The sequence below is a fragment of the Aequorivita viscosa genome (assembly GCF_900106795.1).
Lineage (GTDB): Bacteria > Bacteroidota > Bacteroidia > Flavobacteriales > Flavobacteriaceae > Aequorivita > Aequorivita viscosa.
In genome coordinates, this window is sequence record NZ_FNNS01000009.1 from 87,528 (window position 1) to 109,490 (window position 21,963).

The 21,963-nt window shown below is 36.8% G+C and carries 18 protein-coding genes; 10 read left to right on the forward strand and 8 right to left on the reverse strand.

Annotated features, from left to right (window positions below; all coding sequences use genetic code 11):
* Positions 1-14 precede the first annotated feature (14 nt).
* Together BLW28_RS07010 and BLW28_RS07015 are read left to right on the forward strand one after the other, a co-directional pair.
* Positions 15-2,126 carry a DUF4838 domain-containing protein gene (locus tag BLW28_RS07010; RefSeq protein WP_177165880.1) on the forward strand — a complete coding sequence of 704 codons (2,112 nt, stop codon included), beginning with the start codon at positions 15-17 and terminating at the stop codon, positions 2,124-2,126.
* Complete coding sequence (locus BLW28_RS07015) at positions 2,123-2,626, forward strand: DUF1573 domain-containing protein (protein ID WP_073216982.1); 504 nt, start codon at positions 2,123-2,125, stop codon at positions 2,624-2,626. Before BLW28_RS07010 ends, BLW28_RS07015 begins: the two co-directional genes overlap by 4 nt.
* A gap of 382 nt (positions 2,627-3,008) precedes the next feature.
* Here BLW28_RS07015 and BLW28_RS07020 read toward each other — a convergent pair whose 3' ends face one another.
* The 3 genes from BLW28_RS07020 to BLW28_RS07030 form a co-directional block, all read right to left on the reverse strand.
* A complete protein-coding gene (locus BLW28_RS07020; RefSeq protein WP_073216979.1) occupies positions 3,009-6,350 on the reverse strand; it encodes a CotH kinase family protein in 3,342 nt (1,113 codons plus the stop codon).
* A 418-nt stretch (positions 6,351-6,768) separates the two neighbouring features.
* Positions 6,769-7,857 (reverse strand): DUF3667 domain-containing protein, encoded by a 1,089-nt coding sequence (locus BLW28_RS07025; protein ID WP_073216976.1) that lies wholly within the window; start codon positions 7,855-7,857, stop codon positions 6,769-6,771.
* A 102-nt stretch (positions 7,858-7,959) separates the two neighbouring features.
* A complete protein-coding gene (locus BLW28_RS07030; RefSeq protein ID WP_092842551.1) occupies positions 7,960-9,213 on the reverse strand; it encodes a type IX secretion system plug protein in 1,254 nt (417 codons plus the stop codon).
* Between the two features lie 357 nt (positions 9,214-9,570).
* Here BLW28_RS07030 and BLW28_RS07035 point away from each other — a divergent pair, with 357 nt between their 5' ends.
* The 8 genes from BLW28_RS07035 (at position 9,571) to BLW28_RS07070 (ending at position 17,160) form a co-directional block, all read left to right on the forward strand.
* Positions 9,571-10,923, forward strand: coding sequence for a Na(+)-translocating NADH-quinone reductase subunit A (locus BLW28_RS07035; protein ID WP_073217108.1), 1,353 nt, complete (start codon positions 9,571-9,573; stop codon positions 10,921-10,923).
* A 36-nt stretch (positions 10,924-10,959) separates the two neighbouring features.
* Positions 10,960-12,159 carry an NADH:ubiquinone reductase (Na(+)-transporting) subunit B gene (locus BLW28_RS07040; protein ID WP_073216973.1) on the forward strand — a complete coding sequence of 400 codons (1,200 nt, stop codon included), beginning with the start codon at positions 10,960-10,962 and terminating at the stop codon, positions 12,157-12,159.
* 2 nt (positions 12,160-12,161) lie between these two features.
* Positions 12,162-12,911, forward strand: coding sequence for a Na(+)-translocating NADH-quinone reductase subunit C (locus tag BLW28_RS07045; protein ID WP_073216971.1), 750 nt, complete (start codon positions 12,162-12,164; stop codon positions 12,909-12,911).
* A gap of 3 nt (positions 12,912-12,914) precedes the next feature.
* Positions 12,915-13,559: an NADH:ubiquinone reductase (Na(+)-transporting) subunit D gene (locus BLW28_RS07050; RefSeq protein WP_073216969.1), complete on the forward strand. Its 645-nt coding sequence runs from the start codon at positions 12,915-12,917 to the stop codon at positions 13,557-13,559.
* A gap of 75 nt (positions 13,560-13,634) precedes the next feature.
* The gene (gene nqrE, locus BLW28_RS07055) at positions 13,635-14,375 is read left to right on the forward strand and encodes an NADH:ubiquinone reductase (Na(+)-transporting) subunit E (RefSeq protein ID WP_073216967.1); all 741 of its coding nucleotides are present in this window, start codon (positions 13,635-13,637) and stop codon (positions 14,373-14,375) included.
* Between the two features lies 1 nt (position 14,376).
* Positions 14,377-15,687, forward strand: coding sequence for an NADH:ubiquinone reductase (Na(+)-transporting) subunit F (nqrF, locus tag BLW28_RS07060; protein WP_073216966.1), 1,311 nt, complete (start codon positions 14,377-14,379; stop codon positions 15,685-15,687).
* A gap of 106 nt (positions 15,688-15,793) precedes the next feature.
* Positions 15,794-16,156 carry a Na(+)-translocating NADH-quinone reductase subunit F gene (locus BLW28_RS07065; RefSeq protein WP_073216964.1) on the forward strand — a complete coding sequence of 121 codons (363 nt, stop codon included), beginning with the start codon at positions 15,794-15,796 and terminating at the stop codon, positions 16,154-16,156.
* A complete protein-coding gene (locus BLW28_RS07070; RefSeq protein ID WP_073216962.1) occupies positions 16,153-17,160 on the forward strand; it encodes an FAD:protein FMN transferase in 1,008 nt (335 codons plus the stop codon). Before BLW28_RS07065 ends, BLW28_RS07070 begins: the two co-directional genes overlap by 4 nt.
* A 23-nt stretch (positions 17,161-17,183) precedes the next feature.
* Here the strand turns inward: BLW28_RS07070 and BLW28_RS07075 are convergent, their stop codons facing one another.
* The 5 genes from BLW28_RS07075 to BLW28_RS07095 all read right to left on the reverse strand — a co-directional run bounded on the left by BLW28_RS07075 (position 17,184) and on the right by BLW28_RS07095 (position 21,823).
* Complete coding sequence (locus BLW28_RS07075) at positions 17,184-17,939, reverse strand: methyltransferase domain-containing protein (protein WP_073216960.1); 756 nt, start codon at positions 17,937-17,939, stop codon at positions 17,184-17,186.
* Between the two features lie 96 nt (positions 17,940-18,035).
* The gene (gene map / locus BLW28_RS07080) at positions 18,036-18,839 is read right to left on the reverse strand and encodes a type I methionyl aminopeptidase (RefSeq protein WP_073216958.1); all 804 of its coding nucleotides are present in this window, start codon (positions 18,837-18,839) and stop codon (positions 18,036-18,038) included.
* Positions 18,840-18,842: 3 nt separating this feature from the next.
* Positions 18,843-19,259 carry a BT0820 family HAD-type phosphatase gene (locus tag BLW28_RS07085; RefSeq protein ID WP_073216957.1) on the reverse strand — a complete coding sequence of 139 codons (417 nt, stop codon included), beginning with the start codon at positions 19,257-19,259 and terminating at the stop codon, positions 18,843-18,845.
* A gap of 54 nt (positions 19,260-19,313) precedes the next feature.
* Positions 19,314-19,910 (reverse strand): TlpA family protein disulfide reductase, encoded by a 597-nt coding sequence (locus BLW28_RS07090; protein WP_073216955.1) that lies wholly within the window; start codon positions 19,908-19,910, stop codon positions 19,314-19,316.
* 14 nt (positions 19,911-19,924) lie between these two features.
* Complete coding sequence (locus BLW28_RS07095) at positions 19,925-21,823, reverse strand: S9 family peptidase (protein ID WP_073216953.1); 1,899 nt, start codon at positions 21,821-21,823, stop codon at positions 19,925-19,927.
* Positions 21,824-21,963: the final 140 nt, after the last annotated feature.

Here is a 21,963-nt window from a genome sequence, read left to right on the forward strand (position 1 = left end):
CTCGGTTTTTGATTGTGGCATTAATCCTGGTCACAGCTCCAGTATTTTCTTCAGAACTAGGTTTCAAAGGATACGTTGTTTCGTATAGTGATGATGAAAAAAGCGAACGGTGGGCGAATTATCTTTATAACCATTTATCAAATAGAGCCGAAGACAAGACTATTGTTTTGTTGCAAAAAGTCTCAAAAGAAAAAAGTATAAAGCGTGGTTATAAATCATTGTTCATCCAGGTTTCTTCAGGATTACAGTTCGATTACTGCATCCAAAATTCGGCGGAACAGTTAGATATACGAGCACAGAACGATCGCAGCGCCTTATGGATTATTTATCAAGTTATCGGAAATATTTCAATAGAAGATAATCGAATTAATGCAGCAGATTTTCCGCCCCCAATGATTAATCTTTCAAACAGCTGTAAAAATTTTGATTTTGAATATCGCGAACCACATTTTGCACCAAATCTTCAAACAGATTTTGCTCCAATTCTAGGTACAAATAATGTTGAAACAGATTGGGGTATATGGGGGCACAATGTTTCAAGAATAGTTAATAAATACGAAGACGAAAATTTATACGCTCTTGTGGAAGGAAAGAGGGTGGAATCTCAACTTTGCTTCTCATCGCCACAGTTTTTCGAGCACATTAGGTATTTTATCATTGATAACTATGGAAGAGGAGATGAAACTTCCAACTATTTTATGATAAGCCCACAGGATAACAACTTGGTGTGTACTTGTAGTGAATGTAGTAAATTAGGGAATACTTCAAGCAACGCTACACCCGCAGTCTCAAAGTTAGTGTTAAGACTATCGGAGCACTTCCCCGATCATCGTTTTTATATGACTGCCTATCGAACAACAGCAAGCCCTCCTACTTTTAAACTACCTAAAAATTCAGGTGTATTTATTAGTACAATAAAACTTCCAAAGGGCATTAAATTAAATAAGAAACAATCAAAAACAAGTCAGTTTTTAAATCAGTTAAATGAATGGCGTAGTATAACAGATAATATTTACTTGTGGGATTATGCGGCTAATTATGATGATTACCTAACACCAATTCCTGTTTTATTCGGTTTACAACAGCATTTGCAGTTTTTTAAAAACAATGGGGTAAAGGGTGTTTTTATTAATGGTAGTGGTTACGATTATTCTTCATTTGACGGCATGAAAACGTATGTCATCGCTGCATTAATGATGGATACACAAGCTAATGTAGAGGAACTTTGTCGAAGGTATTTTGTAAGCGAATTTCCCGTAAGTGGTAATTTATTAGCCAATTATTATTTGTCACTAGAACAGAATTACGCCGAAAAAAATAAAGCTTATAATCTGTATGGAGGAATGCGTGATAACCTGAAAACGTATTTAGATGCAACTAAATTTATTACTTTTTATGAAGCGGTAGAAACGTTACTTCCAATAATAAGAGGTGAAGAGTGGAATAAATTGTTGAAGTTGTATACAACACTAACCTTTACACGGCTACAAATTGCATATACCACAACCACTGGAAAATGGGGCTACGGAATTGTAAACGGAAATAAATTGATTGTGAAACCCGAAATAAGCGAATATGTAAACCTATTGGGTAGATATGTGGCATATTCGGATATGGCAAACTACGACGAAATAGGAAATACACTTGAAGAGTATACTGCTGAATGGAATGCGCTAATAGCAAAACATAGCTTTCAAAATGCACTTTTGGGCGAAAAAATAGAACTTCTGTCAAAGCCTGATGAAGGTTTTGAATCAGTAAGTTTATTAAATGATGGCACGCCTGGTTTTCCTCAGGATTATCTTCAAGGTTGGTATTTGTTTAGTGGCGATAAACTTCAATTACAATTTTCCACAACAAATTTGCAGAACACAAATACTTTACGTCTTAGGTTTTTAAATAATCCTAGACAAGGCTTGCTTTCACCTGAAAAAATAGAAATCTTGGCAGATGGTAAACCTTTAAAAATGATAGCATCTAATAAAATAAAAATTGTTGGAAATACGGCTTCGTGCGATATTGATATCGATTTTTCTAAAATGAAAAATGTAGTTATTAAAATGACTCCAAAAGAAGCTAAAAAGAGTATTATTGCTTGTGATGAGGTTCAAATTTTAAAATTATGAAGTATAATATATTCGCATATTTTCTTTTGGCTTTGCTATCTGTAAGTTGCGCAGATATTAAAAATAGAAAAACGACCATTGAAGTTGTAGATAATAATCGTCATTACTATCCTGTGTTGGCAGGACAAAAGCTTGATATTGTCTTTCCTATTAAAAACACAGGAAATAACCCGCTTGTTATATCAGATGTAATCACTTCTTGTGGTTGCCTTGTGTCTAAAAAATCCTCAATAGAAGCCATTCCAGAAGGAGATGAACGTTTATTGATTTTAGAATACAACAGTGCTAAAAACGTTGGCTTTGTAGATCACTATATTACCTTGTTTGGCAATTTTGAAGGAACAGATATGTACGAGATTAAGTTTGATGTAAACGTGGTTCCTAGTGCTCATTATACCAAGGATTACGAAGAACTATACCAAGAAGAAAAAGATAAAGACGGCAATATAAAAAGTTTCGTCGATGGCGATGAAAACAATAAAAGTTATTATATGGACTAATGTTAATATAGCAATACAGCTTCCCAATAAGATGTCTTATTTATCGTTATATTTCAAAAACTAACTGGTAGTCGAGATGCTCAATTTTCTTGATCTACTATAAAAAAATGGTGGGACAATTTCCCACCATTTTACTTGATTTTATTTTACAATTGTATTTTTTCTTTATTAGTTTTTTGATTGTCCACAATATGCCATAATGCTGTGAATTGTGACATTCTAACACCTTTTATATGTAGTCTCAAATAGTAAATACTTTTATATTCTGTGTTAATCACCGTGATCTGTGGGATATCTTTCGCATTCTCAGATTTTTGGTTCCCGCCGATCTCGCAGATACTCGCAGGCTTTTTTACTTGTACGGCAAAAAGCGGATTTACAATTAGTTTTTAATAATTTTTAAAGTTCTTTCCGTTTCGTTAAAATAGACCTTCATTAAATAAACGCCTTGAGAAAAATCTTGGATGTTAATTTCAAAGTTTAAACCTTCGGGGTGAAAATTGTTTATCTCTTGCCCATAAATATTATAAAAAACAATTTGGTCTATAGGCTCACTCGTTTTGAAGTTAAGCATATCGTTTGTAGGATTTGGAAATACTTTTAAAACTTCTTTTTTTACAATTACATTATTAGATAAGGTGGTTTCTCCTTCTATAGCTATGTTGTTAAAAACGACTTCTTTACTTTCTTCAGCATACATGTCAGTCCCGTCAAAACGCATTCGCACAGTAAAATCAGGATTGTCATTTGCTAGAAGAACATCAGAAAAGTCGAATAGCTTTACTTCAAATGTGTCTGAAATAGTTTCCGAAGGGTTCATTAAGTTGGTTGTTGACCAGTCTGAACCATCCCAATAATCTACCAATAAGGTTTGTGCTGCGCCATCAGTACTTACGGCAAAAGAAAGCTTTACGTTTTCTAATTCTGTCGTAGGGATGTGAAATTCGAGAGTATTTTCCAAATCACCTGCCCTAAAGGGTTGTTTAACTTGAATTCCCTTCATCATATCTGAAGAATAGGGGATGTCGTTATTCGCCTCTGGTCTGTAATTTAGCGGAGTTGGTGAGTTTTTGCGTTCAAAAGAAGCCTTTCTCCAATTGGGGTCGCCACTTGTAAAAGGATATCCATCTAAACACGAAGTATAAAGTATAGACGAATTTAAAGCGTTACTAGCATAGGTGGCATCTAAAAATTCAAGAGGTGTGTCGTTTGGAATTTCTCCGTCCATTAACCAGAAATAGACAACTTCTGGAGATGCTGATCCTGTTACAAAATTGGCTTGAATTTGCATATTTCCAGTTGGAGTTACTTCAATTATAGGGTTAGTTCCCGTAACACTGCCGCTCCAATGCGAAAATTCATAACCAGGGAACGCAGTAACCTCTAAAGTAACAGGAATGCCTTCAAAATATTTTCCTGTCCAAGGATACGGATTTTCTGGCACACCTGGAGTTGCTGGGTCTATGTTTATGGTGCTTATTTTTACAAATCCAGCCTCGCTGCTAGAAACGTTTATATCAACGTCTACCACGTTCGAAATTGCAAAATAATCTTTTATTTGATTTCTTTGAGCTGTCGGTCGCGTGTTTCCCCAGTCTAATAAATTTGTTTTTTCTGAAGGATCATAAAATTGATCGCGTGGATAACGATGTGTGTTTTCTGCCAAATATGGTTCAATTTCATCAAAAGTTTCATGTACTGCATTGTTGAAATATGTTGGTGTAAATACCGTATTCAGTACATCTGCAAATCGATTGATAAATTGATTCTTAAAACTTTCATTCTCCAACAGGTTGCCTAACAGAATATTATTATCAGATCCACTCGTGATGTCTGAGTAAAATTCTAACCAATTGGTCTCATCTTTTAAAGACGCTTCAAAATCTTGAACCGATAATCGCCATTTTCCATCGCCATAACCATTATTAACAGGTACGCGAGCTTTCCAAAAAGCTCTTTCGAAACTATCATTTGCCGCAAAAATTTCTAAAACAAAGTGATCTATAAACGATGCCATATCCAGCATGTCTGTGGCTTGACTATATAAGGTGGGGTTTGCCATGTTATTATCGATAATAAAATCGCGCATATCTATGTATGCTTGATAATCATCATCACTTCCTTCATCTAATTCGCAATTTACTCCTTTGCAATCAACAATTGCGACGTTGTCATTGTCTAAGTCGAAGTTTAAGGCATAATGGTGGTCGTCAATTCGATCGCGAACTGCATTGAGGCCCCAATATTCTCCGTTTATAAAATGAATTACAGGCTTAACTCGTGTAAGGCCATTAAAAATGGGTTGCATCGTTCTGTTAAAAACAACATCATACGAAACCGGACCACCAGAACCATCACCACGCAACATTATTCGCTTAAACTCATTGTTGTTGGGAACTGTAGCGTCTGGTATTGGACTGTCAAAAAGGTTATGTTCAAAAACACTTTGCTCATCATAATCGCTTCTTGCGTAAAACCTGAGGTTTTTTATAGCTCTTTTTCTAGAGTTATTTCCGTGTATTCTCAAGCCAGCATTTTGACTCAGCACCAAATTTAACTCAGTTCCGTTAGGTTCAAATATTTCTAGATTTACAGGGTATTCATAATCTCTTCCTCGTCGCCAATAGTTGTTCCATTCGGGTCTGTATGATTGTGTGTTGTTTGGATTCTCAAGCCGCCAAGTGTCAAAATCAATTCCAGAGGTATATATTCCTTCATTGTAGCCAAACAATAAATTTTCTTGAATCTGTAGTGAAAGCACAGGGATGTTATACGGATTTCCGCCACTCCAAACAAAAAAAGTTTCGGAAGCTATTTTAGAGGCTATTCCACTTACATACGCTCTGGCTTTTATAACTGTAGCTTTTCGAACTGGGCTTGGTGGAATGTATAACGGGTCTTGATTGGTGTTTTTTGTTGTTACCTGGTCTGGCTCCAAAGATTTATCGTAAACATTAATGGCTTGCGAATAAATTATAGATGTGTAACTGTCGGTAAGCATTGGGCCTAATGGATCGCCTACGTCTAAAGGATATTCATTTTTATAGTTGAAACTTGTCCCTGAAAGATTGTCTATTAAAGGTTCAGATCCGTCTAAGGTATAAACAATTACTGCGTTTGGGTTAGTGTGCGAGATGGTTAAATCAAATGCATTGCTGTACAGACCTGATGCTTGCGAAAAAGTTGGAGGAACCAAAAGTTCTGAAAGTCCTGTTCCAGTATTTGAAGCACCAGGAGTGCTCGTGTAGAAATACCACCAAGGGCCAGTGCCATCTGGTTGCCTTCCGTAGGAAACATCGGGGTCTAAAGCCACACTGGGAGACTCGTCTACCAGTACCGATTGGGCGTTGGTTAGTGTTATGGCTTCTCCGCCAGAACTAATTTTAAAATTGGTGTGAAGTGGTTCTCCTACCACGGTGCGATCTTTGTCTGTAGCCCAAATTATTACATACGAATTTGCAGCTAAGGTTAACGACGGAAAAACCCATTTAAAAGGAATAGTAGCGTCGTCTGTTAGTCCGAAACCTTGAAGATTAACCGATGAGCTGCCGTAATTGTGAAGCTCTATCCAGTCTCCATAATCTCCGTCTTCATCAGAAATTGTGGTGTTGTTTGAAGCCATTACTTCGTTAATAGCAATGTCTTGGGCGTGGGAAATTGTTAATGAAAAAACAAGTAGCACAAGAAGCGCTACTTGTTTTTTCAAAGTGATGTTTGTTTTCATTAATTTGGTTTTTTAGTAATTGAAATCCGTGAAAATAAATCTGAATGATTTACATAAGTAGTTGTAAATACACCGTAAAAAAGATTTAAATGTATTAAAACTCCTTGTAACATGTAAAAGTAATACAAAATACCGTAAATAATTTAAAAAAACATAATTATTGCGGTGGTTGAATGAATTTTTCTTTTTTTTGTATTTGCCGCTAATGATATGTGTAGGAATAAAGCTTTAATTTTTCCCTATTCTAATTGAATGAAATTGAAATTTTGACGATAATGCCTTTAGGGTGGTTGGGTGTTGTTTTTAAAACCTATTTAAAATTCCCAATGGTTTGTGTTTATAGAAATACGTTGTTCTTCTTTACTTTATTTCTTTAGTTGAATAAGCCTAATGCGGATGGTAGGGTGTTAATTCGCACTTAATAAATAACTGCATTGCCCGTAACAAAAATTAAAAGGGCAATAAAAAAACCGGTGTTAAATGTGAATCCAAGAAAAGCAAACTTGATAAACGTGAGTAAATGGCTTTGCTGATAAAATCGTTTTAAGGCGAAATAGAAGTAAATCGCTCCCAAAATAATAATATATGGCCAATCTAGTAGACTGGTTTTAAAGATTAACTCTGGAATGGTTACTAACAGTTTAACAACAAAAACAAAACTGAAAATATGGAAGATGAATATCATATGCTCCATATACGTATACTTCTTTTTTGAATAAAGTATCCAGAAAAACAATGTGAATAAAGGCGCGAAAAAGAAAAGAAAGAAGGGCATCTTAGCGCTGAAATAATCAATAAAGGAATATGGGTCTTCTGCTATTTTTTTTACGGCAACCATTCGTGAATATAACCAACGGTTTTTAAACGAATTTGTATGCTGAAGTTTTTGTAAAGCTTCGGTAGGGGTTTCCAATGGATATCTATAATGGTGGCCTAAATACATTGTGCTCCGCTCCACTTGGTTTTCAAAGTATGGTAACGAATCTAATAAACGCTCCGGAAAGTAATTTGGAATATCCAACTTTTTGGCCATTAGAGTGTCTCCATTTAAATCGGAAATGAATATATCTGGAGGGAGTGAATTGATCTTTTCACTTACTTCCGATTCATTTTTAGCAGTTGTTAAATTTAGGAAATCGTCTTTTTCTGAAGTATCTATTACTCCGATAAAACCTTTTATCAAAAAGTAAATAATTGATACGCTTAAAAAAAACCGAAATGGATTGGCATACTTTAAGCGCTGTCCTGAAACATAGTTTTTAGTGATGCGTCCAGGATGAAATAATAGATCCCGCAAGGTATGGCGAAGTCGGGAGTCGTAAACTAAAATACTGCCCAGGAATTCTGAAAGAAAATCTAATACCGAAAGCTGTTTTTTGCTGTTTATTTGTGAGCAATGCGGACAATAGACGTCACTTTTATCTAAAGGTTGTTTGCAATTCAAACATTCAGTGCCTCGATACCGAAGTGACTTCCTGCTGCTAAATTCTTTTTTCTTGCGTTTCATCGTGCGCTTAAAATAAGCAGTGTTTTAAGCTTCTAATTTAGTAAGTATTGAAAACCACGTTAGAAATCAGAGTAAAGATAGAGTTCATATACATATTTCACTCTAATTATTACTGATGTTAATTGAGTTTGCTGCTCCCATACCTATAATTCTGTCGTAGCGAGCGCCGAGGTCTCTAAAATAAACCACTACTGTATAGTCGTTTTCGGTTTGCCAGAAATCACCACTTACGGCGCCACTGTCCACGGTGCCATCACGGTTAACTACTACATACTTATAGTTGTAGAAACCTTGCTTAAACAAACGTTCGTTTCGGTAAGAATCACTCTGCTTATCATATTTCATATAAGTGCTACCATCGATTGTCCAATTGTTGAAATTGCCATAAATATGTAATTCTTTATCGCCAAGATCATCGTAATATTGAAGGTTAAAGTGAACTCGTACGTATTCCGCTTCTATATCCTGATTTTGTGCATCGACATTTCGAACTACAAAATTTCCGTTTATATCGGGATTGTAAGTGTAAGGTTTATTGTATCTAGGTGTATTGGTAAAGAGGTAATTTTCATATACATCGGTTAACGAAACAGACCGAACTCCATTGGTTGCAGAACGTTCATCTTTATTGTCAAATGCCAAGAATTCGTTTCCTCCGCCAAACGATGCTTCTTTGTCATATTTATATATTAACTCATTTCCCATTGTGTATTGAGGAACAAGATCGGTTATACCCGCTTTTAAGTTACTGTTTTGTAACACAAGGGTTTTGACTGTTTGTTTTGGATTGATTAAAAGTAGATTGGGAGAATTAACAGTAAACTGAACCACCTGTTTCTCATTGATGTATTTTAAATCTCTCGAACGTTTAATTTCTACACCTACAGAAGCAATACTTTCTGCAACTAAGAATTTTCGCGAAAAAATAATATCGCCATCACTATTGGTTACACTCAATAAATAATTTCCACTTTTTAATAAACGCCGCGTATCCCTGTTGGGAATAGTAAGCGTATAATGTGAATAAATTTGAAGCGTGTTTAAAGAGTTTTCATACGTTGAAATACGAACATCGTCAAATCCGTCTAAGTACTCGCTTTTTGATAAATCGCTAGGAGACCAGTCAAAATCGTGATGCGTAAGGGTGTAATAAAAATCTTCTTCCTTTCCATTTAGCGCATCAAATGATAGCTGTAATCTATCGCCTAGTCGAATAATAGGAAGTTGACTTTGGTCGGTTGCTCCGCGAAATTGTACGGTTCTAATATAAGGCGGTTCTATTTTTTCTTGCAACTGAGCAAAAATTTGAGAAGCGAAAAGCAAGGAAAATAAGAAGGTTAGTTGTATTTTGTTCATCATAACATTTTAAAAGGCTAATATAAAACAAATTTTGTGCCCGAAGCTGATGTGTAGTTAGAGAAATAAAACGGAAGTGTAGTTAGCTTTACTATATGCTAATAGGCAAAGTAGGTTTATATAAAAGGGTTGTGCAGAGTTTTTTGAAGCTGTTGGTTCATTCAAATTTACCCAAAATCCAGATTGCCGAATGTAACCGATATTTTAAAAATACTATTTCATCTTGTTAAACCTGCAAAATTATACGCTTTTATTGTGCAATAGTCTTTTTAATTTTTAAATTTGTGCGCTCCAAAAATCGACCGAAATATTTCGGAAGTTAGGGGTGTAAAAAAGGCATTATTAATATCCATAGATATGTCCAAAGACATTAAGATTAAAAAAGGTCTTACCATTAATTTAAAAGGCGACGCCGAAAAAACACTTTCCAGTGCGCCGAGATCTAGAACTTTTGTTATCAAACCTGCCGATTTTCATTTAATTACCCCAAAAATGGTGATTAAAGAAGGTGAAAAGTTTTTAGCAGGAGATGCAATTTTCTATTCTAAAGATAACGAACTAATAAAGTTTGTTTCTCCGGTAAGTGGCACCTTGACTAAAATAGAACGAGGTGCAAAAAGAGTAATCACCACATTGTTGATTGAGGCAGATGCACAAGATTCGTTCAGGGATTTTGGTATTTTAAATCCAGATTCCTCTAGTGCAGAGGCTATAAAAAGCCGTTTGCTAGAGTCTGGTTGCTGGCCATTTATTATGCAGCGTCCGTATGCGGTAGTTGCTAATACCGAACAAGAGCCAAGAGATATCTTTATTTCTGCATTCAGTTCTGCCCCTTTGGCTAATGATTGCGATTTTTCACTTCAGAATAAAGAAAAGGAGTTGCAAGCTGCTGTAACCGCATTGAGTAAACTTACTAAAGGTCAGGTTCACGTAGGAGTTGCAAAAGATGCAAATTCTCCGCTTAAAGGACTAAGAGATGTTGTTGTTCATTCGGTATCGGGTCCTCATCCTGCTGGAAACGTTGGAACTCAGATAAATAAAATCGGACCCGTGAATAAGGGTGAAGTGGTTTGGACTATAGCTCCTCAGGATTTAGTGATAATTGGCGAACTTTTACTTACAGGGAAATTTAATGCTGAAAGAATAATCGCATTATCCGGCTCAGAGGTTAAAACTCCAAAATATTACAAAACTAAAATAGGTTCAGAAGTATCTACCTTCTTGTACGACTCAGGACTTAATAGCGAAAACATTCGTGTTATAAGTGGTGATGTGCTTACAGGAACAAAAATATCTCCAAAAGGACATTTAGGTTTTTATAGTAATACCGTAACGGTTATCCCGGAAGGGGATGATTATGAGTTGTTTGGTTGGAACAAACCGGTTTTTGATAAAATATCTACATCTAGGGCTTTAACTTTTTCTTGGTTAGTGCCAAATAAGAAATACGATTTAGATACTAATACAAATGGTGAACACCGTAATTTTGTAGTTACTGGAAGCTATGAAGAGGTTTTTCCGCTAGATATGTATCCGTTGCAAATGCTAAAATCGTGCTTGGTTCAAGACTTAGACGAAATGGAAGCAATGGGAATGTATGAAGTGGCACCAGAAGATTTTGCACTTACCGAATTTGTTTGTGTAAGTAAGCAGCCACACCAACAGATCATCCGGAACGGTCTGGATTTAATGTTTAAAGAAATTGGATAATTATTCATTTTTGAAAAAATGAAAAATACGTAGTATATGGGATTGAAACAGAATTTACATAAGCTAAAGGAAAAGTACAGGGGTACTAAGATGGCTCCGGCCTTCAACGCTTTGCATACCTTTTTGTACACGCCAAATGAAACTACTCATTCTGGATCGCACGTACGTGTAGTAGACGATTTAAAGCGGACCATGAACACGGTGATTATGGCGCTTGTTCCTTGCTTAATATTTGGAATATTCAATGCAGGGTTTCAACATTACGCTGCTATCGACGCATCATTACGTTTAGACCCGCTTGCTAACTTTTTTACTTGGGATAACTTTATTTTAGGAGCTTGGACTGTCTTACCTTTGGTTTTAATCTCTTATGGAGTAGGACTTGCGGTGGAGTTTATCTTTGCCGTTATTAAAGGGCACGAAGTAGAAGAAGGATATTTAGTAACGGGAATGCTTGTGCCACTTATTGTTCCTATCGACATTCCACTTTGGATGCTTACTGTTGCAGTAATCTTCGGAGTTGTTATTGGTAAAGAAGTTTTTGGAGGAACAGGTATGAACATCCTTAACCCAGCGCTTACCATTCGTGCTTTCTTATTCTTTGCTTATCCAACTTGGATGAGCGGTGATAAGGTTTGGGTTCACGGAGCAAGAGATATGGCTGGGCAACCAGACGCTATTTCTGGCGAAACAATTTTAGGAAGTTTAGCGCAAAATCAAGAACATGCATACAGTATTTGGGATAGCTTTTGGGGCTTTATTCCAGGGTCGGTTGGAGAAACCTCTACCTTCCTAATATTATTAGGCGCAATATTTTTAATTTATACTAAAATCGGAAGCTGGAGAATTATGCTTTCTGCCGTGATTGGTGCACTCACTATGGGGCTTATCTTTAATGGTGTTGTAAATGCAGGATGGATTCAGGAAGGAAATAGTTTCTATGGCTTAATGAGTGAAACATTCTGGCATCATTTAGTTATTGGAGGACTTGCTTTCGGTATTGTTTATATGGCTACCGATCCGGTTACTGGCTCACAAACCAATAAAGGTAAATGGTACTACGGATTCCTTATTGGTTTTATTTCGGTATTGATTCGGGTTTTCAACCCAGCCTACCCAGAAGGAGTAATGCTAGCAATATTGTTGATGAATGTGTTTGCTCCTACTATTGATCACTATGTGATTCAAGGAAATGTTAAGAAAAGAATGAAACGTTTAAAAGCTAAAACAGCGTAATAATGTCAAAAACAACAGATAAAAACTCATATACTATAATCTTTGCAGTGATTATGGTTATTGTAGTGGGATCGCTTTTGGCCGGAGTTGCTCAGGGACTTAAAAGTAAGATAACACTAAATGAGCGTTTTGAAAAAATGCAGAATATTCTTTACGCTATGGGAGTCAATGGCAATGAAGGGGATGGAGACGTTACCTTTATTTCTACCGATAAAGTTGAAGAAGCCTTTGCTAAAAATATTACCAAGCAATTGGTTATTCAAGGCGATAATGTAACTGAAGATCCAGAAGCTTATTTGATTGATATCAAAAAAGAAGAAACAAAAGCAAAAGATCCGAACTACCAGCGCAGATTGCCATTGTTTGTTGGCGAGCAAGATGGAGAAACAGTTTATGTGCTTCCAATGCGTGGGAAAGGTCTTTGGGATGCTATCTGGGGGTTTGTCGCACTTGACAAGGACTTTGTGGTTCAAGGTGTATTTTTCGACCACGCAGGCGAAACTCCTGGTTTAGGGGGCGAGATTAAGCAACGTTATTTTATGGATGACTTTACAGGTGAAAACATCATGGATGGAGACACTTTTAAAGGAATTACGGTGGCAAAAGGTAATAACGACCCTATTAACGAAAACAAAACAGATAATAAGGTTGATGCAATTGCAGGAGCTACCATTACAGGAGACGGTATTACAGCAATGATACGAAAGGATATTAGACTATACCTACCTTATTTAAAATCTTTAAATCAATAGAATATGGCACTTCTTTCAAAAAAGGATAGTAAGTTAATCTTAGATCCATTAGCAGATAACAACCCAATTACCATTCAGGTTTTAGGAATTTGTTCAGCATTGGCAATTACTGCACAACTTAAAGCTTCTATTGTAATGGCTATTTCGGTTCTTGCGGTAATGGGAATTGGAAACGTGGTTATATCGTTGATGCGAAACATTATTCCTTCAAAAATTAGAATTATAGTTCAGTTGGTTGTTGTAGCAGCCTTGGTAATTATCGTTGACCAGGTTTTAAAAGCTTTTGCATATTCGTTAAGTAAGGAATTATCGGTTTTTATTGGATTAATTATCACCAACTGTATTATTATGGGACGCTTTGAGGCATTCGCATTAGCTAATGGCCCATGGAGATCTTTCTTAGATGGTATTGGAAACGCAGCTGGTTACGGTCTTATCCTAGTAATCGTTGGATTTTTTAGGGAATTACTTGGCTCAGGAACCTTATTGGGATACCAAGTTTTGGGTGATCCTATCCAAAAAACTGGAATCTATGCTATAGGTTATGAAAACAATGGTTTTATGCTATTGTCGCCAATGGCCTTGATTATTGTTGGATTAATCATCTGGGTTCAACGCGCTAGAAACAAAGACTTAATAGAAGAATAAAAACTTAGCAGTAATCAGTATTAGTGGGCAACAAGTCCTACTGTAAACTGTAACTGTACACTGAATACTCAAAAAATGGAACACGTAGAGTTATTTTTTAAATCGATATTTATAGACAATATGGTATTCGCCACGTTCCTTGGAATGTGTTCGTACCTAGCGGTTTCTAAAAAAGTATCAACCGCTGTTGGTCTAGGGGCTGCAGTTATATTTGTACTAGCAGTAACAGTGCCTATTAACTGGTTACTAGATCAATATTTATTACGGGATGGTGCGTTGGTTTGGTTGGGCGAGGAGTATGCTTCTTATGACCTTGGCTTCCTTTCATTTATTCTTTTTATCGCAACCATCGCTACAATGGTGCAATTAGTTGAAATTGTTGTTGAAAAATTTTCACCTTCATTATATAACTCTTTAGGTATTTTCCTGCCGCTTATTGCTGTAAACTGTGCAATTTTAGGTGGTTCATTATTTATGCAGTCTAGAGAAATTGAAACTTTAGGGCTGGCTTTAAATTATGGAATTAGTTCAGGTATTGGTTGGTTTTTAGCAATTTTAGCAATAGCCGCAATTCGTGAAAAAATACGGTATTCAAATGTACCAGCTCCGTTAAGGGGTTTAGGAATTACATTTATCATTACCGGTTTAATGGCAATTGGTTTTATGAGTTTTGGAGGAATGTTGACAGGAGGCGATGAAGATACCACATCTCTAGAAGGTAAACCTGAAAACATTGGAGTTCAAACAGAGCAAATTCAAAACGAAAATACAGCAACCGCAAATACGGTTGAAGTTTCAACTATAACGAAGCAATAGTATGTTTATAGCAGTTAGTACACTCGGAGTTATTGTAGTAACGGTTATCGCCTTTATGGTTCTAACCCTACTTTTAGTAGCCTTATTACTTTTTACCAAACAAAAACTATCACCATCTGGCCCAGTTAAAATAACTATTAACGACGAGAAGGTAATTGAGGTAGAAAGCGGAGGAACACTTTTAACAACCTTAGGTAGCGAAAAAATATTTCTTCCATCGGCCTGCGGTGGTGGTGGAACTTGTATACAATGCGAATGTCACGTGATTTCTGGAGGTGGTGAAGCACTTCCTACCGAAACACCGCACTTTACCCGTAAGGAGTTGCAAGAAGGAGCTCGTCTTTCTTGTCAAGTTAAAGTGAAGCAGGACATGAATATTAGAATTCCAGAAGAAGTTTTTGGTATTAAGAAATGGGAAGCGACTGTAGTAAGAAATTACAACGTAGCCTCGTTTATTAAAGAATTCGTAGTGGAAATTCCTGAAGATATGGGCTACAAAGCTGGTGGATATATTCAAATTGAAATTCCGCCATGTGAAATTAAATTCGAGGACATGGACATTACTGCTCACCCAGAGGAGCACGAAAGACCAGATAAGTTTCAGGATGAGTGGGATAAGTTTAAACTTTGGCCACTGGTAATGAAAAACACCGAAACTGTTGAAAGAGCATACTCAATGGCTTCTTATCCTGCAGAAGGTAGGGAAATTATGCTGAACGTTCGTATAGCAACGCCACCGTTTGATCGTGCTAAAGGAGGATGGATGAACGTAAATCCAGGAATTGCATCATCTTATATATTCAACTGTAAAGAAGGCGATAAGGTTGTAATTTCAGGGCCTTATGGTGAGTTCTTTATTAATCCTTCCGAAGCAGAAATGCTTTATGTAGGAGGTGGAGCTGGAATGGCGCCTATGCGTTCTCACTTGTATCATCTTTTCAAAACCCTTAAAACGGGCCGTAAGGTTACATATTGGTACGGAGGGCGTTCTAAAAGAGAATTATTCTACTTAGACCACTTTAAAGAATTGGAAGCTGAATTCCCGAATTTCAAATTTTATTTAGCATTATCGGAGCCAATGGAAGAAGATAATTGGAAAGTGAAAAAAGATATAAACGATGAGGCTGGCGATGGTTTTGTAGGATTTATTCACCAAGTAGTAATTGACAATTATTTAAACCATCACGAAGCGCCAGAAGATATTGAATTGTATTTCTGTGGGCCTCCTTTGATGAACCAAGCGGTTCAAAAAATGGGAGAAGACTTCGGAATCCCAGACGAAAATATTCGTTTCGACGATTTTGGGGGATAATGGTCTTCAGAAGTAAAAATTATCAGCCGTTTCAAATTTATTGGAACGGCTTTTTTAATTCTCCTATAGTGAAACTCATTGACGATTATGTAAATTTGTGACTATTATGAACGAAAAACTTAGCAAACAAGAATTACATAATTTAGCCATGAATATTGTTGGCAAATTATTGGAAAGTGAAGGGTACGAATTTTTAGGGGTTAATTCGAAGCTGAAAAGAGACCCGCAGTTTGTGGTTTTAAAGGATAAGAAACTCAGTTTTATAATTGTTCGAGCTGTTTCCTACCCTGAAGATGCCAATGCCTACGATCCGCAATTTATGGCTACCATAAAGGAACATGCTACTAAATTTGAGGCTAGAACCTTTTACGCTGGTGTTGGTTTAGGACATGGAGATGACTACGGAAAGCCTGTTCTAAAAAATGAGGATTATACTTTAATTTACAACGGCTTACAGGAAATAAAATGAAATATATTTTAACTTTAATATTAGTAGGTCTATTTTTTTCCTGCACAAATGAAACCTCAAATCATCACTATTTTGAAGGAAATGCTTTTGGCACAAATTATCATATTCAATTATACGCAAACGAAGCTAATGGACTTCAAAAAGGAATTGATTCTGTAATAAATGCTGTTAATCAATCGTTAAGCACTTACATTCCTGAGAGTGATATTTCCAAAATTAATCGAGGTGACGCCACAGTTGTTGTTGATGATTTATTTCGTGAAGTATTTAATCTTTCCTCTAGAATTCATCGCGAAACCGATGGATATTTTGATCCAACAATTGGTGTACTTCGGAATGCTTATGGGTTTGGAGATGTTAAATCACTTCAAAATATTGATGACAAAACATTAGATTCCTTGATGCAGTATGTGGGTTTTCATAAGGTAGCATTGAAAGAAGACGGCACTGTTAGAAAAGAATATCCTCAAATTTACTTCGATTTTAATGCAATTGCAAAAGGTTCTGGAATTGATCAAATAGGCCGTTATTTTGATTCTAAAGGCGTTTCGGACTATCTGATAGAACTTGGCGGGGAAATCCTTACAAAAGGTAAAAATATAGATAAAAATAAACTGTGGACAGTCGGAATTGAAACTCCTGATTCTGAACTTGAGAACCGTAGTTTCGAAGCAGCCGTGATGTTGAAAGATGTAGGGATGGCTTCTTCGGGTAATTACAGAAAGTTTAGAGTCGATTCTTTAACAGGGAAAAAATATGTGCATACTTTAAATCCGTTAACCGGTTCAGCAGAAATGAGTGATGTTACAAGTGCAACTGTTATAGCTTCAAGTTGTGGTGAAGCGGACGCATATGCAACTGCGCTAATGGCCTTAGGGTTCGAAAAGTCAAAAGAATTGCTTAATAAGCTATCAGTAGTTGATGCTTATATAACGTATACAGACTCTCTTAATCAACAATCAGTTTATATTACAGAAGGGTTTAAACGAAGAATGCCTAAATAGTTTTTTTGCAATGAATCGATTATTTACTTTCTGCAGACTGGAAGTAATTCGCCAATTGACAAACGATATTTTTCAATTTCACTTTTAGAAAACTGTTTTGTGTAATCAACCGCTTCTACTTTAAACCCTATCGTTCTAAGTTTTTCGAAATAATCCATTCCATATACTCGTACGTGATCGTATTGTCCAAAAATTAGAGCCCGTTCTTTAGGGTCGGTAATGGTATCGTCTTCAAAAGTAGTGTCAAGGCTTGCTTTATAAGGCACTTGAAGTATGGCTGTGCCGCCTGGAGCTAATACGCGATATATTTCCTCCATTGCCTTGGTGTCGTCTGGAATATGCTCTAAAACGTGATTGCAGATAATAAAATTGAATTCATTGTCCTTAAAGGGTAGAGCACATATATCGGCTTTCACATCTGCTATGGGCGAATTAAGATCCGTGGTGGTATAATCCAGATTCTTCATTTTTCTGAATTTCTTATAAAAAGCCTGTTCTGGAGCGAAATGTAGCACTTTTAAGTTTTCAGTAAAGAAATCGGTTTCATTTTTTAAATAAAGCCAAAACAACCGGTGCCGCTCCAAAGAAAGTGTTCCAGGGGAAAGCACATTCTCCCGAACATTTTCATATCCATAAGGCAAAAATTTCCGATAGGACTTCCCGTCTATAGGGTCTGTAAACTTATTTCCTTTTAAAAAGAAAGCAAGTATGGGTCTGGTAATAATACTCAGTTTAATGAGTAATGGACGTGGAATGGTATTTAGGATTTTTTTGAACAAAAGGAATTGAGGTATAACTTAATTCTTAGTGTTCTCTGTGCCTTTGTGGTCAACATTAAACCACAGAGTCACGGAGAACACAGAGTAAAATATTTTTTAATTTCTGAACTCCTTCTCCTCATCGCTCGTAATCCCCAACGCTTCATACACATAATCGAAAGTTGATAGCAATTCAGGTTTTCCATCTACAAGGGCGATGTTGTGCTCAAAGTGCGCGCTAGGTTGCCCATCTTGAGTTACAATTGTCCAACCATCACTTAGTTGTTTCACTTTATGTGTTCCCATGTTAATCATAGGTTCTAAAGCAATGGTCATTCCCTCAATAAATTTCTTACCACGACCTCTACGCCCATAATTCGGCATTTCGGGATCTTCGTGCATTTTCCGTCCAAGTCCGTGACCTACTAACTCCCGTACTACACCATACCCGTGTGCTTCACAATATTTTTGGATTGCATAACCTACATCGCCCACACGATTTCCCGCTTTAAATTCGCGTATACCTATGTAAAGTGATTCTTTAGTGATTTGTAGCAGCTTTTTAATTTCAGGATCTACTTCGCCAACTTCAAAAGTGTATGCGTGATCGCCGTAAAACCCATTTTTTATTGCGCCGCAATCTATGGCTACAACATCTCCTTCTTTTAAAGGAACATCGGTGGGCAATCCGTGAACTACCGCTTCATTTACACTTGTAAGTAGGGTAGAAGGGCAGTCGTACAATCCTAAAAACCCTGGTATTGCATCTTGACTTCGTATATACTCTTCCGCCATTTTATTAAGCTGATTTGTTGTAACGCCCGGTTTTACTTCTTTAGCAAGCATTCCTAAAGTACGGGAAACTACCAATGCACTTTCGCGCATCAGTTCAATTTCTTCTCTTGTTTTTGGTATTATCATAGTTTATTTTCTGAAAAAGGAAAGCCAACCTTTTTTTTGTTTTTTAATTGCTGAAGGTTGATTTTTGTTCTCGCCAACTAGGTTAAGATATATTTCACCCCAATCTCTCATGCCGCCAAAGTTTCGGTCGTCGATAAAGATATCTGCATTAATTTTTCGGCTATAGGTTCCATCGAATTGTTCTTCTGGAAAACTCTTGTTTACAGCATAAAATTCTATTCCATTTTGTCTGCAAAACGCCACGGCATCTTCTAAAGCTTTTCCTCTCCTGTATGTCCACAAAATAAGTCGATGCCCTTTTTCTTGTAGTTTTTTCATTGTTTCGAAGGCAAAAATTATGGGTCGGCCAATACGTGGATAGTCGTCTTCCACTATGGTTCCGTCAAAATCTACAGCAATTAAAAAAGATTCGTATTTCATTAATTAATTTCTCGGTGGGCAAAATTACGAAGAATTATCGCCTTCTCAATTGTATTATTCTGAATAGGGGTTTTTGTAGTCGGCGCCACTTAAAATATCCAACATATCTTGCTCTAAAGTCTGAATTGTGAATTCAACAATACGCCCCATTTCTACTTCATCTTTATAGAAAATTATAGTAGGAACGTGGGTGATGTTTTTGCCTTCTTCAAACCCTTGTGGCGTTGTTTTTTCTTCAGAAACGGCAATTACAGTTAATTGCGATTCGTCATAACCTGTTTTGTCCAAAACCTTGTATAAATATGGGACTTCCCGATGACTGTCTTCACACCAAGTTCCCATAAAAACAGTAATCTGCACGTCTTTTAAAAGTGGTTTTAGTTTTTCAACTACTCCAGAGTCGGGGTTATAACTTTCGTAACCTGGACCAAACCAATCTTTAAAAGCTTCGTTTTGAAGACCAGCGCGATTGGCTTTTCCCAAAATCATTACAGACTCTTCGTATGGAACCGTTTCGTTCATTTTTTCTGCTTTATTGTTTTTTGATGCGAATGAAACTGTTTCGGTAGTTTTAATTGTGCTCTGTTTTTCCTTAGAGGAATTACAAGCAAGAATAGTCGTTACCGAAAGAAGGATTAGGATTTTTTTCATCTGTTTCGAATAATTTATAGCGTTTCTTTTAGCCAATCGTAAAATTGACGTTGCCATACCAAAGCATTCTGAGGCTGAAGCACCCAGTGGTTTTCTTCTGGGAAAAAGAGAAGTTTACTCTTGATTCCTTTAAGTTGTGCAACTTGAAAAGCTTGTAAACTCTGCTCAATCGGTACACGGTAATCTTTATCTCCCTGAATAATCATAATAGGCGTATCCCATTTGTTGACGTGGGAAATAGGGTTAAATTCGTTGTACGTTTTTTGAGCTACAGCATTATCTTTTTCCCAATAAGCTCCGCCCATATCGTGATTAACGAAAAATAATTCTTCTGTAGTTCCGTACATGGAACGTGTGTCAAAAACACCGTCGTGAGCAATAAATGTTTTGAAGCGGCCTTCGTGATTTCCAGCTAACCAAAAAACTGAATAACCTCCAAAACTAGCCCCAATAGCACCTAACCTTTCTTTATCTACGTACGGTTCTTTTGCAACGTCGTCTATAGCATCTAGGTAATCTTGCATAGCGCCACCACCCCAATCGCCACTAATGGCTTCATTCCATGCTACTCCGTGGCCTGGCATTCCTCTTCTGTTTGGTGCAACAACAATATATCCTTGTGAAGCCATCAATTGAAAATTCCAACGGAAGGAATAGAACTGTGAAAGCGGTGACTGCGGCCCACCTTGGGCATAAAGTAAAGTTGGGTATTTTTTATTTTTGTCGAAGTTTGGTGGTAGAATAACCCAAACTAGCATTTGCTTGCCATCTTTAGTTTTTACCATTCGCTTTTCAACTTTTGGCAAATCTAATTTCCCGAAAAGCTCTGTATTCACTTGTGTAAGAAGTGCGAAAGTTTTGCTTTTTAAATCGAAAGAAAAAATTTCGGCAGCGTGGTTCATATCCGTTCTGGTTACGATTAGCTTGCCATTGTTTTCGGCTACAATACCAGTAACGTCAAACTGACCTTGAGAAAGTTGCTCTACTACGGGCATTTTTCTTGTTCTTCCTGGATAATCTACTTTAAAAAGTTGCTTGGTTCCGTTTACAGGTGCTACAAAATAAATTTCTTTGCTGTTGTTTGCCCAGTGAAAACTACTTACTGTTCCATCCCATTGGGCGGTTAAGTTTTGCTTTACGCCGTCCTGAAGTACGATAATATCGTTTTTATCGGCTTCATATCCTGGAGTTTTCATTTGTAGCCAGGCCAAGGCCCCTTTCTTAGAAAAAGCAGGATTTGTATCGTAACCTTCGTTTTCAATTGTAATGTTCTCTGTTTTTCTATCGGCTAGATTGTATTTGTAGATATCGGTATTTGTGCTAGTGGCATATGCTGCTCCAGCCATTTTTTTACTTACATAGTAGATGTTTTCTCCCTTTGGACCCCAAATATAATCCTCGTCACCTCCAAAAGGCGCTTGCGGAGTGTAGTATGGTTGTCCCGGAGTGATATCTGTTTCAGCACCCGTCTTAACGTCCTTGTAGAAAACGTGATTAAATGTACCGTCGTTATATTTGTCCCAGTGTCTGTAGTCTAAGCTTGTAAAAACGTAGGCGTCACTTTTAGCTAGATCGCTATAAATATCCTTTCCTGTTACTTTGTTAACTTGAACAGGTTTGTGCATTAAAAGGTGTTTCCCGTCTGGCGATAGGTTTTTGTCGGCAACTTGTACTTCATCTTTTGTGATTTCAGCGAAATTTCCACCTTCAACCCGCATTGCGTAATATTTTGAATCAAAGCTGTTTTCTTCCATATTTGGAGTTGTTACTTTGTAAAATAATACTTTGCTATCATCAGAGATTCCGATGGGGCTTACACGTTTAACTTGCCATAAAAGCTCAGGTGTCATGGTTTTTTGTGAATGCAGAAGGCCAGCACATAAGAAGGCTAGCAGGAAAGTTATTTTTTTCATCTTGAAATGTATTGAATTTTTAAGAGGCGTAAAGTTACTTAAAATAAGTTGTAGAGGTCTTGTGTTGCGTCCAGTTTTCGGAATGACATTTATAAAAGTTTCTTAATAAAAACCCTGTTATAAGGAACGAAATTTATATT